This is a genomic window from Ensifer sp., from assembly GCF_035999135.1.
Lineage (GTDB): Bacteria > Pseudomonadota > Alphaproteobacteria > Rhizobiales > Rhizobiaceae > Ensifer.
Map to the genome: position 1 here is coordinate 46135 of NZ_DASYGZ010000103.1, position 13593 is coordinate 59727.

12 protein-coding genes are annotated in these 13593 nt (G+C 63.9%); all 12 read left to right on the forward strand.

Features of this window, described 5'->3' with window-relative positions:
• Positions 1-61 precede the first annotated feature (61 nt).
• The 12 genes from VGO12_RS12485 (at position 62) to VGO12_RS12540 (ending at position 13367) form a co-directional block, all read left to right on the forward strand.
• Positions 62-1168 carry an ABC transporter ATP-binding protein gene (locus VGO12_RS12485; protein WP_327513074.1) on the forward strand — a complete coding sequence of 369 codons (1107 nt, stop codon included), beginning with the start codon at positions 62-64 and terminating at the stop codon, positions 1166-1168.
• Positions 1169-1217: 49 nt separating this feature from the next.
• Positions 1218-2099 (forward strand): polysaccharide deacetylase, encoded by an 882-nt coding sequence (locus tag VGO12_RS12490; RefSeq protein WP_327513075.1) that lies wholly within the window; start codon positions 1218-1220, stop codon positions 2097-2099.
• Between the two features lie 57 nt (positions 2100-2156).
• The gene (locus VGO12_RS12495) at positions 2157-2480 is read left to right on the forward strand and encodes a hypothetical protein (protein ID WP_327513076.1); all 324 of its coding nucleotides are present in this window, start codon (positions 2157-2159) and stop codon (positions 2478-2480) included.
• Positions 2480-3559: a GTP-binding protein gene (locus VGO12_RS12500; protein ID WP_327513077.1), complete on the forward strand. Its 1080-nt coding sequence runs from the start codon at positions 2480-2482 to the stop codon at positions 3557-3559. The genes VGO12_RS12495 and VGO12_RS12500 overlap by 1 nt, the downstream gene beginning before the upstream one ends.
• Positions 3556-4776: an ABC transporter substrate-binding protein gene (locus VGO12_RS12505; protein ID WP_327513078.1), complete on the forward strand. Its 1221-nt coding sequence runs from the start codon at positions 3556-3558 to the stop codon at positions 4774-4776. Before VGO12_RS12500 ends, VGO12_RS12505 begins: the two co-directional genes overlap by 4 nt.
• A gap of 74 nt (positions 4777-4850) precedes the next feature.
• Positions 4851-6230, forward strand: coding sequence for an amidase (locus VGO12_RS12510; RefSeq protein ID WP_327513079.1), 1380 nt, complete (start codon positions 4851-4853; stop codon positions 6228-6230).
• A 216-nt stretch (positions 6231-6446) separates the two neighbouring features.
• Positions 6447-7232: an AraC family transcriptional regulator gene (locus VGO12_RS12515; protein WP_327513080.1), complete on the forward strand. Its 786-nt coding sequence runs from the start codon at positions 6447-6449 to the stop codon at positions 7230-7232.
• Positions 7233-7238: 6 nt separating this feature from the next.
• Complete coding sequence (locus VGO12_RS12520; RefSeq protein ID WP_327513081.1) at positions 7239-7418, forward strand: helix-turn-helix domain-containing protein; 180 nt, start codon at positions 7239-7241, stop codon at positions 7416-7418.
• A 98-nt stretch (positions 7419-7516) separates the two neighbouring features.
• Entirely contained in the window at positions 7517-9556 is a 2040-nt protein-coding gene (locus VGO12_RS12525) for a hydantoinase/oxoprolinase family protein (protein WP_327513082.1), read from the forward strand.
• Positions 9549-11504 (forward strand): hydantoinase B/oxoprolinase family protein, encoded by a 1956-nt coding sequence (locus tag VGO12_RS12530; RefSeq protein ID WP_327513083.1) that lies wholly within the window; start codon positions 9549-9551, stop codon positions 11502-11504. Before VGO12_RS12525 ends, VGO12_RS12530 begins: the two co-directional genes overlap by 8 nt.
• Positions 11505-11558: 54 nt before the next feature.
• The gene (locus tag VGO12_RS12535) at positions 11559-12002 is read left to right on the forward strand and encodes a GNAT family N-acetyltransferase (RefSeq protein WP_327513084.1); all 444 of its coding nucleotides are present in this window, start codon (positions 11559-11561) and stop codon (positions 12000-12002) included.
• A gap of 21 nt (positions 12003-12023) precedes the next feature.
• Positions 12024-13367: an aspartate aminotransferase family protein gene (locus VGO12_RS12540; RefSeq protein WP_327513085.1), complete on the forward strand. Its 1344-nt coding sequence runs from the start codon at positions 12024-12026 to the stop codon at positions 13365-13367.
• Positions 13368-13593 lie beyond the last annotated feature (226 nt).

Genomic DNA, 13593 nt, shown 5'->3' on the forward strand with positions numbered 1-13593 from the left:
GGGACGTCAGCCCGTCCCGGCCTCCCACCATAGCATCCTTAGCCAGTTTCGGAGCGCCACGATGATCTTCGACCTCGAACTCAACACTGTCGGCAAGGTCTACGACAACGGCACGCCAGCCGTGATCGATTTCAACCTGTCGGTTTCCAAGGGCGAGTTTATCGCGTTCCTCGGCCCTTCCGGCTGCGGCAAGACGACGACGCTCCGGATGATCGCCGGATTCGAGGCGATCTCCTCCGGCGACATGCTGATCAAGGGCAAGCAGATGAACGACGTCAGGCCCGAGCATCGGCCGACCTCGATGATCTTCCAGAGCTACGCGCTCTTTCCGCACATGACCGTGCGTCGCAATGTCGGCTACGGGCTCGACGTGAAGGGCATGGCAAAATCGGAACGCGACGCCAAGGTCGACCGCATCCTGGCGGCGCTCGGCCTGGAGGATATTGCCGACAAGAAGCCGGACCGGCTCTCCGGCGGCCAGCGGCAGCGCATTGCGCTGGCGCGCGGTCTCGTGGTCGAGCCCGACATTCTGCTGCTCGACGAGCCGCTCGGCGCGCTCGACGCGAACCTGCGCAAGGCGATCCAGAACGAACTGAAGCTGTTACAGAAGACGCTGGGCGTCACCTTCATCTTCGTCACCCACGCCCAGTCGGAAGCGCTGGCGCTCTCGGATCGCATCGTCGTCATGAACCAGGGACGGGTCGAGCAGATCAGCCCGCCACATCAACTTTACACGCGGCCGAACACGGCCTTCGTTGCCCAGTTCATCGGCAACAACACGATCTTCCAGGGTGAAGTCGACGGCGTCTCCGACGACCGGACGCTCGTTTCGACGCCGCTCGGGCAGCTCACCGGCCTGGCGAACGGCACGCTTTCCAGGCGCTCGCGGGTCAATGTCGTCATTCCGGCCGAAGCGATCGAGGTACACCCGGCAGCCCGGGTTTCTCGCGAGCAGATTGCCCACGCGGCCGGCGGCAATGTCGTCGGCGCCAGCGTCAGCCGGTTCGATGTCGTCGGCCACGTATCCCATCTGACGGCAACGCTTGGGGACGGGCGCACCGTCTCGCTCGAGGCCCATGTCGACAAGTACCAGCCCGACGCCTTCCCCGTTGGCGCGGACGTTCTTTTGAGCTGGCGGCCGGGCGAAGCCACCGTCATCCCGGCCTGAGCTCTCGCCAGCCTCACCTTTTGGACGATAAACACGAAGGAGACATACCATGGCCAAGGAAATCCTCTGCAGCTTCGGCATCGATGTCGATGCGGTCGCCGGCTGGCTCGGATCCTATGGGGGCGAGGATTCGCCTGACGATATCTCGCGCGGCCTTTTCGCCGGCGAGGTCGGCAGTCCGCGCCTTCTGAAGCTGTTCGAGCGTTTCGGAATCAAGACCACCTGGTTCATCCCCGGCCACTCGATCGAGACGTTCCCGGATCAGATGCAGGCGGTTGCCGATGCCGGCCATGAGATCGGTATTCACGGCTACACCCACGAAAACCCGATCGCCATGACCCGCGAGCAGGAAACCGAAGTGCTCGACAAGTGCATCGAGCTCGTCACCAAGCTCTCGGGCAAGCGGCCGACCGGCTATGTTGCGCCCTGGTGGGAATTCTCCAACGTCACCAACGAGCTGCTGCTCGAACGCGGCATCAAGTACGACCACTCGCTGATGCACAACGACTTCACGCCCTACTATGTGCGCGTCGGCGACAAGTGGACGAAGATCGACTATTCGAAGAAGCCATCTGACTGGATGGTGCCGCTCACGCGCGGCAAGGAAACCGCCCTCATTGAAATCCCGGCCTCCTGGTATCTCGACGATCTGCCGCCGATGATGTTCATCAAGAAGGCGCCGAACAGCCACGGCTTCGTCAATCCGCACGATATCGAGCAGATGTGGCGCGACCAGTTCGACTGGGTCTATCGCGAGATGGATTATGCGGTGTTCCCGATCACCATCCATCCCGACGTTGCCGGCCGCCCGCAGGTGCTGATGATGCTGGAGCGGCTTTATGCCCATATGATCAAGCATCCGGGTGTGAAGTTCGTGACCATGAACGAAATCGCCGACGATTTCGCCAAGCGGTTTCCGCGCAAGAAATGACGAGCGACGGGGTGGCACCAAGGCCACCCCGTCCGACACCTTCGGACGGACGGTATCATGTGCTCCCTTTGTGGCATCCTTGGCGGCAACGAACACTGGGCTGACGCAGTGGCGAGACCCGGCGTCTACACCCGCAATGTCGAGCGGATCGACCGCCGGCGCGAGCGTGCCAATCGCGTGCGCATCGCCAACACGATGCTTTCCCGCTTCGGCCTGACCCTTTCCGATTGGCAGGGGGCTTCCTTCGTGCTGTCGACCCGCACGGGTAAGAGCGAGATCATCGAGGATCTCGGCCATTTGTGGCCGGCGGCCGAACGGCTTTCCGGCCGGACTTGCGATCCGCTCGACCCGGATTTCATTGCCGTGGCGGAGGACCAGTGATGGCGGACGAGATACCGCTTTTGACACCCATCAATCTTCTGACCGGCTTCTTGGGGTCGGGCAAGACGACGCTTTTGTCGCGGTTGCTCGCCGACCCGGCGCTGAGCGACGCTGCGGTGCTGATCAACGAATTCGGCGAGGTCGGGCTCGACCACCATCTCGTCGAGCGCATCGACGACACCATGGTGCTGCTGCAGTCCGGCTGTCTCTGTTGCACCGTGCGCGGTGAGCTCGCCGACGCCATCAAGGAGCTGCATTCCAAGCGCGAGCGCGGACTGGTTCCGCCCTTTCGGCGCATTGTCGTCGAAAGCACGGGCCTTGCCGATCCGTTCCCGGTGCTCTCGACGATCAAGGCGGACCCGGTGCTGCGCCATCATTTCCGACCGGGAAACGTCATCACCACGGTCGATGCGGTGAACGGGCTGGCGCAGCTTGAAACCTATGTCGAATCCAACCGTCAGGCAGCCGTCGCCGACCGCCTGGTGGTCACCAAGTCGGATATCGCCGATGCCGGTGCCGTGGCGGCGCTGTCGGACAAGCTGCGGATCCTCAATCCCGATGCCCCACTGCTATCGGCGACAGATCCGGACATCGACCCTGCCGCTCTGATCGACGAGCGGCCGGCGTTGCGGGCGAGCGGCCTGCAGTCAGCGAGCGGCTTTTACTGCGATGCGCCGACAGTGCTGGCGACAGTGGACGGAACGGCACATGCTGCCGCCGTCACCTCGTTCGTGATGACCGTCGAAAGGCCGGTGGACTGGACCGCCTTCGGCCTCTGGCTCACCATGCTGCTCAATCGCCATGGCGAGCGGGTCTTAAGGGTCAAGGGCATCCTCAACATTGCCGGGGAGGACCGCCCCGTCGCGATCCACGGCGTACAGCATCTGGTGCACACGCCAGTCCACATGGAGCGCTGGCCGGACGACGATCGCCGCTCACGCATCGTCTTTATCGTTGACGGTCTTGATGTCGGACTGCTCAAACGGTCATTCGAGGCCTTCGCTCTCGATCGGACAGCCGCGAACGCCGCGGGTCTTGCCGAGGAACCCGTCTTACAGGAACGCCTTTCGTCCCCATGAGCAAGCACAAATCGGATCAATCGACCGTTGCCACGCCCGCCCTGCATCTGGTCGGCCGGCCAAAGCTTCGGGTGCTCGGCACGGCGATTTCCCTGCTCGAGGAACTGCGGCTGCGTGCGCAAGAGGATCTCGGCATCGACGTCGTTTTCGACAACAACGACTTCCTGACCACCCAGCACAAGGCGGCGCAGGAGCCCGATAGCTACGACATCTACGACCAGTGCTTCCACAACCTGGACATCGTCTGGTACTGGCGCGCAATCCAGCCGATCAGCATCGGCCGCATCGCGCTCTGGGACGAGATCAACGATCTGACGAAGACAGGGCATATCGGCCCGAATGCCCGGTTGGGGCAGGGCGACGCACCGGTCAAGAAGCTGTTCGTGCAGCCCAATCTCGAACTCGGCGATACCCCGTCCACGTCGATCTCCATGTTGCCGACCACGCACAACTTCGACAGTTTCGCCTATCGCACCGACGTGGCGCCGAACTCTGTTGCGATGAACAGCTGGGCGGCCCTGCTGGACGAGCGCTGGGCCGGACGTGCGGCACTGGTCGACGAGCCGGCGATCGGCATCTTCGATGCAGCACTCGCCGCGCAAGCGGCGGGCCTGATGAACTTCAACAACATCGGCAGCATGAGCGTCGATGAGATCGATCGTCTGATCGGCCTGCTCGAGGAGCGCAAGAAGGATGGCTATTTCCGCGCCTTCTGGCGCACCGCCGAGGATGCTGCCCGGCTGATGCTGAGGGGCGAGACTGACATCCAGAGCATGTGGTCGACCGGCATCAGCATCCTCAATGGCCAGGGCGTGCCCGTCGAGCAGGCGGTGCCGGCCGAAGGCTATCGCGCCTGGCACGGGGGGCTTTGCCTCGCGCGCCATCTCTCCGGCCGCATGCTCGACGTCGCCTACGAATACCTCAACTGGTGGATCTCCGGGTGGCCGGGTGCGGTCGTTGCCCGGCAGGGCTATTACATCTCCACTCCCGATCGCTCACGCGCATTCATGTCCGCTGCGGAGTGGGATTATTGGTATGGCGGGCTGCCGGCGGTGGAGGACCTGCCTGGGCCCGATGGCAAGATCCGCGTCAAGGCAGGCTCGGTTCGCAGCGGCGGCTCCTACTGGCAGCGCGCCAATTGCATTGCCGTCTGGAACACCACGATGGACGAGCACAACTATCTGGTCCGCCGGTGGATGCAGCTCGTGGAACGCTAGGTCATTGATATCACGCAATTCCGGGTGGAAAGTCGTTCCACGCTTTTCCTGGAGTTGCTCTGGAGGGAGTCTCTATGATGCAGGATCTTGGCGGGCGCTCGATCGCGCAGCTGTCCGTTTTGCTGCAATCGGGCACGCTCGATCCGCGCGATCTTGCCGAGTGGACGCTCGCCCGTATCGGCGATCATGCGGATCAGGCGATCTTTACCACGGTCACGCCGGAGCGGGCGCTGCGCGAAGCAGAGGCGTCACGCGAACGGATTTCGTCTGGCCGTTCGCTCGGGCTCCTCGACGGCATTCCTGTCGCCTGGAAGGACCTCTTCGCTCTCAAGGGGCTGCCGACCACAGCCGGCTCGATCGTCCTTAAGGACGATCCGCCGGCCGCCGACGACGCTGCCGTCGTTGCCGCTCTCGCCAGGGCCGGCATGGTCAGTGTCGGGCGCGTCAACATGAGCGAATTCGCCTTCTCCGGCCTTGGCCTCAATCCGCACTATGGAACGCCACGCAATCCGCGCTCGCAGGACGTCGCCCGCATACCTGGCGGCTCGTCCTCGGGGTCGGGCGTTGCGGTGGCCGCCGAGCTCGTTCCGGTCTCGATCGGCACCGACACGGGCGGCTCGATCCGCATTCCCGCCGCGCTGAACGGCATCGTGGGCTATAAAGCGACGCGCGGCCGCTATGCGATGCAGGGCGTCTTCCCTCTCGCCAAGAGCCTCGATTCCCTCGGTCCGCTTTGCCGCACGGTGCAGGATGCCGTGTGGATCGACGCCGCCATGCGCGGTCTTTCGGCATCGGAGGTGCGCCGGGGGAGCCTCGAGGGTATCTCGATCGTCGTGCCCACCAATGTCGTCTTCGACCGTGCAGAAGACGGGGTGGTCGCGGCTTTCGAACAGGCGCTGTCGCGGCTCGAACGGGCGGGTGCCCGGATCCGGCGCCAGGCCTTCCCGGCCCTCACGCGCATCTTCGAACTCATGGCCGCGCACGGCCCGCTGGTGACGGCCGAGGCATTCGCCCTGCATCGCTCAAGGCTTCAAGGCGTGGACGCCGCGTCGATGGACAGGAGCGTTGTTGCGCGGGCGCGGCTTGGCGAGAAGATCACGCTTTCCGACTACATCGCGACCCTGGAAGCGCGTGACCGACTGATGGCCGAGGTTTCGGCGTCGATTGGCGCGAGCGAGGTTGTCGCCTACCCGACGGTCGCCCATGTGGCGCCGGCGACAGCGCCACTCGAGGCGGACGATGCCCTGTTCGTGGAAACCAATGCCAGGACGCTGCGCAACACGCTGATCGGCAACTTCCTCGACTGGTGCGGGGTGTCGTTGCCATGCGGAACGGGAGATGCGGACATGCCGGTCGGCCTTCTGCTTTCGGCGCTGCCGCATCATGACACGCATCTGCTGTCCGTGGCGCTGGCCGCCGAAGCCGTGGTGCGTGCGGGGCATGGAGAGGTTTGAACTACGCCCAACGACAAGAGTGAGCGCGCTCTCAGACTAGCCGGGGCGTCAAAGCCGTAGTTAACTGACCCTCGATCCTCCGCGAAAGCCTTGCGCGCAAGACACGAAAGATGTCGCGAACCAAGGCCGGGGGATCGGAAAATGGCCGAGATCGGCCGCGCTCGGCACAAAGGGAACCGCCGGGCGACGGGCCGTCGGACTTGATGGGAGCTTCGCATGGACGTGAGTTATTCCACGGAAGGCACCGCTGCGTTCGAGCGCAAGCGCTATTGGGATGAGGCCGTGTCGAGCACCTACTTCCCGCTCGATCTGCGCTTCCAGAATGCGCAGGCGTTTTCCGGCGAACTCAACGTCTGGGATCTTGGCGCCGTCTCGCTGTCGCGGCTTGAATCGGACGGGCTTCTCTATCGCCGCCAAAAACGCCATCTCCTGCACGAGCGCGAGGAGAGCTACCTGATCACCGTGCCGGAGAAGGCCGAAATCAGCTTCGAACAGAGCGGCAAGACGGTGACCTGCAAGCCGGGTGCCTTTCTCGTCGAGCGCAGCCATCTGCCCTATGAATTCAGCTATAGCGAGAAGAACACGCTCTGGGTGCTCAAGGTGCCGATCGTCGCCCTGCGCGCCCGTGTCGGCCTGCCCGAGCGGATCGCCTCGCTGAGCTTTGATTCGACGCGCGGCACCGGCGCCCTGTTCGTCGACATGATCCGCCTCGTCGCCTCGCGGCTCGTGGAGATGGACGCGTCGGCGCGCGACATGACCGGCAAACATCTCGTCGACATTCTCGCCATGTCGCTGACCTCCGACGAGCGCATGCTGATGTCGGACGCCACATCCGTGCAGACCGGTCACCTGCATCGCGTCGAGAGCTTCGTGCGCGCCAATCTCGCAAGATGCGATCTCGGGCCGCAGACGATCGCCGATGCCTGCGGCATCTCGGTACGCTACCTGCACCAGTTGATGAAACAGCAAGGGACGTCCGTCTGCCACTGGATCCGCCTGTAGCGACTGTTGCGCTGCGACGAGATGCTTCGGGACCCGGCCTGTCGCAAGCTGGTCTCCGAGATCGCCTACGCCTTGGGTTTTGGTGATCACGCCCAGCTCAGCCGACACTACAAGGCGCATTTCGGTCTCAGCCCGACCGAGGCGCGGGAGCGATACCTGATAGAGCGGACAGCCGCGGCCGGCTGATCCCTCCGTAACCATCAACACTTGACGCTTGCCAGCGGCCGCTTCGGCCGACGGCGAAGCCTTGCCCGATTTCAACTTATCGACACAGGAGACGGAACTTGCAGAACCTTCGCGTAGCGGTCGATGTCGGCGGTACTTTCACCGACATCTGCATCATGGACGAGACGACAGGCCTCATCCGCGTCGAGAAGACCTCGTCCTCGGTCGATCCGATCGACGGGATTATGTCGGGCGTCGAAAAGGCGGGCATCGACCTTGAGAAAGTGGCGCTGTTCTCGCACGGCACCACCGTTGCCACCAACGCCCTGATCACGCGGCGCCTGCCGCGCACGGCGATGGTTTCGACGAAGGGCTTCCGCGACGTCATCGAGATCCGGCGCGCCAACAAAGAGGACCTCTGGGACACCTATAAGGACGTCGTTCCGCCCTATGTGCCGAGGCGCGACCGGCTCGTCGTTGCCGAGCGTGTCGATGCGAAGGGCGAGATCGTGACGCCTCTCGACGAGGACGAAGCCCGAGAGGTCGCCCGTATCCTCAAGCGTCGCAAGGTCGCGGCGGTCGCCGTCTGCTTCATGAACGCCTTCATGAATGGCGAGAACGAGCGACGGATGAAGGAGATCCTGATGGAGGTGATGCCCGGCGTGCCGGTCTCGACCTCCTCGGAGGTGCTGCCGGAGATCTTCGAGCACGAGCGCTTCTCGACAACGGTTGCCAATGCCGCGCTGAGCCCTGTTGTCGTCGACTATACGTCGAGGCTCGGCAAGCACCTTGCCGCGGACGGTTACCAGCGCGACCTCTTGCTGCTTCATACCGGCGGCGGGGTGATGACACCGAAGAGCGTCGAGGATTTTGCCGCCCGGCTCGCCGGCTCGGGCATCGCCGCCGGCGCGATCGCCAGCAAATACATCGCCGAACTCTGCGGCTTCAAGAACTCCATCGGCCTCGACATGGGCGGCACGTCGACCGACGTCTCGCTCGCCTATGACGGCCAGTCGCGGGTGACGAAGGACTGGTTCATCGAATTCGGCTACCCGATCCGCTTCTCTTCGATCGAGGTGCTGACGATCGGCGCCGGTGGCGGATCGCTCGCCTGGACCGACGAGGCGGGCTCGTTGCGCAACGGCCCGCAGTCGGCCGGCGCCAATCCGGGTCCGGCCTGTTACGGCAAGGGCAACCGGCAGCCGACCAATACCGACGCCAATGTGGTCCTCGGTCGCCTCGGCATCAGTCTCGCCGGCGGTAAGATCACGCTCGATGCGGGCCTCGCCGAGACAGCGGTCAGGGACGGCGTGGCGGGGCCCTTCGATCTCGGCCTGCACGAGGCTGCGGACGCAATCATCCGTGTCGCCAATGCCAACATGTCCGATGCCGTCCGGCTGATCTCCATCAGCCGCGGCTATGACCCGCGTGACTTTGCGCTCGTCGCCTTCGGCGGTGCCGGCGCGCTTCACGGTGCGGCGATTGCGCGCGAGCTTTCGATCCCAGCCGTCATCGTGCCGCCCAATCCGGGCGTGACCTCGGCGCTCGGCTGCCTGCTCGTCGACATGCAGCACGACTTCTCCGAAAGCTACCTGAAGACGGCAGCCGATGCCGATCCGGCAGCGATCGAGGCGGCCTTTCTCCGCCTCGAAAAGGAAGCGCTTGATCGCCTTGCCCATGAGGGGGTCGCCGAAAAGGACGTCGTGCTCCAGCGCAGCATCGACATGATGTATCTCGGTCAATGGCGCTCGCTCGCCGTTTCGGCCCCTTCGGGCATGACGGAGATCGCATCGCTCGTCGAAGCGTTCCACCGCGAGCATGAGCGCGAATACAACTTTCGCCGCGACGAAACGCCGGTGAGCCTCTTCCGCATCAATCTGAAGGCGATCGGCGTGGTGCCGAAGGCGACGCTCGCACGCCATGAGCCGACAGGCATCACCCCCGAGCCGAAGACCCGGCGCACGGTCTGGTTCGATGGCGAACGCGGGCTGGATACGCCGATCTACGAACGCGAGACCCTGCCGGCCGGGTTTGTTCTCGCCGGACCCGCGATCGTCGAGCAGCTCGATTCCACGGTCGTCATTCCGCCGGAGACACGCGCCGAAGTCGACCAGTACCTCAACATCATCATCCGCATCGAAGGTGAAAAGAATGTCTGAACAGCAGAGCCTTGACCCCGTAACCTTCGAGGTGCTGAAGAACTCCTTCATCACCAGCGTCGATCAGATGGCCGAGCAGATCTTGCGGACCTGCTATTCCTTCGTCATCTACAACCGCGATTTCTCGAGCGCCCTGCACGATGCCGAGGGCAACTCGGCGGCGCAGGGAAACCAGGATATCGCCGTCCATGTCGGCACGCTGCATTTCACCTGCAAGGACGTCATCCGCGCCTTCGAGGGAGACATGCATCCAGGCGACGTCTATGCGATCAACGACCCCTATGCCGGCGGCACCCATTTCAACGACGTCCGGCTGATCCGTCCGATCTTCGTCGATGGCCGCATCATCGCCTTCAGCCAGTCCAACGGCCACTGGTCTGACCTTGGCGGCAGCGTGCCGGGCTCATTCGATGTGGCGGCGAAGGAGATGTTCAAGGAGGGGATGCGCATCACGCCGATCCGGCTCTTTGATCGCGGTCGCTTCTGCAAGGACGTCGCCAATCTGATCGCCTCGAACACGCGCGACCCGGCCTCGATCATCGGTGACATCCACGCCCAGGCGCAGGCAACCCAAGTCTGCGAACGCGAAATCCTCCGGCTCGTCGGCAAATACGGCGAAGGCACGGTTCGCCAGGGCCTCTGCGCGGTTCAGGATTATGTCGAGCGCGCCATGCGCCAGCGCATTGCCGCTTTGCCCGACGGCACATGGGAGACGCAGGACTTCATCGATCGCGACCCCGCCGGCAACGAGGGGCTGATCCCGATCAAGGTCAGGCTGACGATCAAGGGCGACCGTGTGACCTATGATTTCACCGGCAGCCACCCGACGATCGGGTCGATCTACAACTCGGCCTTCGACGCCACCTTCTCGGCCGTTGCCGCCGGCATGAAGACCTTCTTCCCGGACCTGCCGCTCAACAGCGGCTTCTACCGTGTCTTCGACATCATCGCGCCGGAAGGCTCGATCGTCGACGCGAAGTGGCCGGTGGCGGTCACCGGCTTCCTGATGCCCTTCGAGAAGATCATGAATGCGATCTACGAGATCTGGTCGAAGGTCATCCCGGAGCGGGCGATCGCCTGTGCCTTTAACCTCGAATATCTCCTGACCGGCGGGCGCGATGCCCGGGCGAAGGAAAAGCCGATCTTCATGTTCTACGACTGGCTGCCGGGCGGCTGGGGCGGGCGCAACGGCAAGGATGGCTGCAACGTCACGACCGCCTGCTTCGGCACGGGCCTGATGGCCCAGCCCGTCGAGGGCCAGGAGCGGGCGAACCCGATCCTGACCACCGAATTCGAGGTGCTCAAGGACTCTGCCGGCCCGGGCAAATGGCGCGGCGGCGCCGGTGTGCTGAAGACGTCGCGCATGCTCGAGGCGGAAAGCACCGTGATTTCCTATATCTGCGACCGCGAACGGGCGATCGTCTGGGGCATCGAAGGCGGGCTGCCGTCGATCCCGCACGGTCTGACGCTGACGCGGGCGGCGACTGGCGAAAAGGAATGGCTGGGTGCGACCTTCTCGGATGTGGCGATCGAACGAGGCGACGTCTTTTCCCGGCCGACCGCCGGTGGCGGCGGCTTCGGCGATCCGCTGGAGCGCGACCCGAAGCGGGTGCTGGACGATGTCATCGACGACTATGTCTCGGTCGAACGCGCGGCCAAGGACTATGGCGTCGTGATCCTGCCGGTAGATCCGGAAATCTGCGCCTACGAGATTGACAAGGACGCAACCGTCGCCCTGCGTCGGCAGATCCGGGCGGAGCGCAATGGTTGGCTTGCGGCCGATCCGGAAGACGTCTCAAGACGGTTCAAGGCCGGCGAGATCGACGCAATGGACGCTGTGCGCCGCTATGCCGTCATCCTCGACTGGGACACCGGCGATCTGCTGCCGGTTTCCACCGGACAGTTCCGGGAGATGTATCGCAAGCGGTCGGCGGCTGGATGGCAATAGCGGCGACGTTGGCTGGTGGGTGGGCACGTCGCCCACCCGAGGGTGGAGGCAAACATGATTGACATAACGATCGTCACTGCCGGCGATGGCGACCGGTCCGCGTGGAACGCGCTGCATGCGGGATTCGCCGCCTATTACGGCGTCCCGCAAAGCGACGAAATGCGCGATCGCGTCTGGGGCTGGATTCGAGAGGGCCGACTCGAGTGCCGCCTCGCGCTCGATGGCACCGGTCGCCCCATCGGGTTGACACATTTTCGCGAGTACATTCGGCCGCTGTTTGCGGCACGCGGCGGCTTTCTCGACGATCTCTTCGTAGCGCCCGAGGCGCGCGGCAGTGGTGCCGCCGCTCAGCTGATCCGTGCCGTCGCCGACATCGGGCGCGAGCGCGGCTGGACCTCCATCCGCTGGATCACGCGCGACGACAATTATCGTGCACGCACGCTTTACGACAGGGTCGCGTCACGCACCGACTGGATTACCTATGATATCACGCTTTGAGATTGCAGCAGGGAGACGCCGATGACCGCACAGCCAAACTCCACCGAAGCGCGCGACATGGCGTATCACCTGCATTCCTACACCAATCCCCGCCGCCTGGAACGCGAAGGGCCGATGGTGATCGAGCGCGGGGAGGGCATCCACGTCTTCGACAACAGCGGCAAGCGCTATATCGAGGGTATGGCGGGGCTCTGGAGCGTCGCCGTCGGGTTCGGTGAGAGGCGCCTTGTCGAGGCTGCGCGCAAGCAGATGAGCCGGCTGCCCTACTATCATACGTTCTCGCAGAAATCGCACGGGCCGGTGGCGGATCTCGCAGAGAAGCTGGTGTCGCTGGCGCCGGTGCCGATGTCGAAGGTCTACTTCGCCAATTCCGGTTCGGAGGCGAACGACACGGCGATCAAGCTTGTCTGGTATCGCTCCAACGCGCTCGGCAGACCTGAGAAGAAAAAGATCATCTCCCGGATCAAGGGCTATCACGGCGTGACGGCTCTGAGCGCCAGCCTGACAGGCCTGCCCAACAATCATCGCTCCTTCGACCTGCCGTTTGCAAACATCCTGCACACGACCTGCCCGCATTATCGAACCGGGGCCGAACCCGGCCAGGACGAGCTTGCCTTCTCGCGTTGTTGCGCCGAGGAGCTCGAGGCCATGATCCTCGAGGAAGGGCCGGAAACGATCGCCGCCTTCATCGGCGAGCCTGTCATGGGGGCGGGCGGCGTCATCGTGCCACCGGAGGGCTATTGGGCTGCCATTCAGGAGGTCCTCGACCGGCACGACATTCTGCTCATCGCCGACGAGGTGATCTGCGGGTTCGGCCGCACCGGCAACATGTTCGGTTCGCAAACCTTCGGCATCCGGCCCGATATCATGACGCTGTCCAAGCAGCTTTCCTCGTCCTATCAGCCGATATCGGCCCTGATGATCAACGAGCGCGTCTACGAGCCGATTGCCTCGGAGGCCGACCGGATCGGTGCGCTCGGGCATGGCTACACCGCGAGCGGCCATCCGGTTGCCGCCGCCGTATCGCTGGAAAACCTGGCAATCATCGAGGAGCGGGACCTGGTCGGTAACGTGCGCCGCCTGTCACCGCATTTCCTCGAGCGCCTCAATGCGCTGGAACGGCATCCGCTTGCGGTCGAGGCCCGCGGCGTCGGCCTGATCGGGGCCCTGGAACTCGAGGCTGCCGACGGGGCCCCGACAGGCACCATGGGCGCCCGGGCTGCAGCCCTGTTGCAGAAAAACGGGCTGATCTCCCGCAACATCGGCGACGCGATCGCATTCTGTCCGCCGATGATCATCACCCAGGCTGAGGTCAATGAAATGTTCGACATCGTCGAACGGAGCCTCGAGGAGCTCGCCCGATAGCATAACGGCTCGGTCCGTCGAGCTGATCGAGACCCGCCACGTGCTCAGCTTTCCAGGACGAAGCGTCCTTCGCGCGTGGCATCCTGCCCGATTTTGTTGAACGGCGCTTCCATTCCTTGCGCAGCACCCTTCACTGGGCACAAATCGTCCGGGATCTGGCTTGAGGGAGGCCATTTCCGACTGGACGAATTCCCCGAAGTGGCGAAACTTGTCTTAGCGGCGCCAC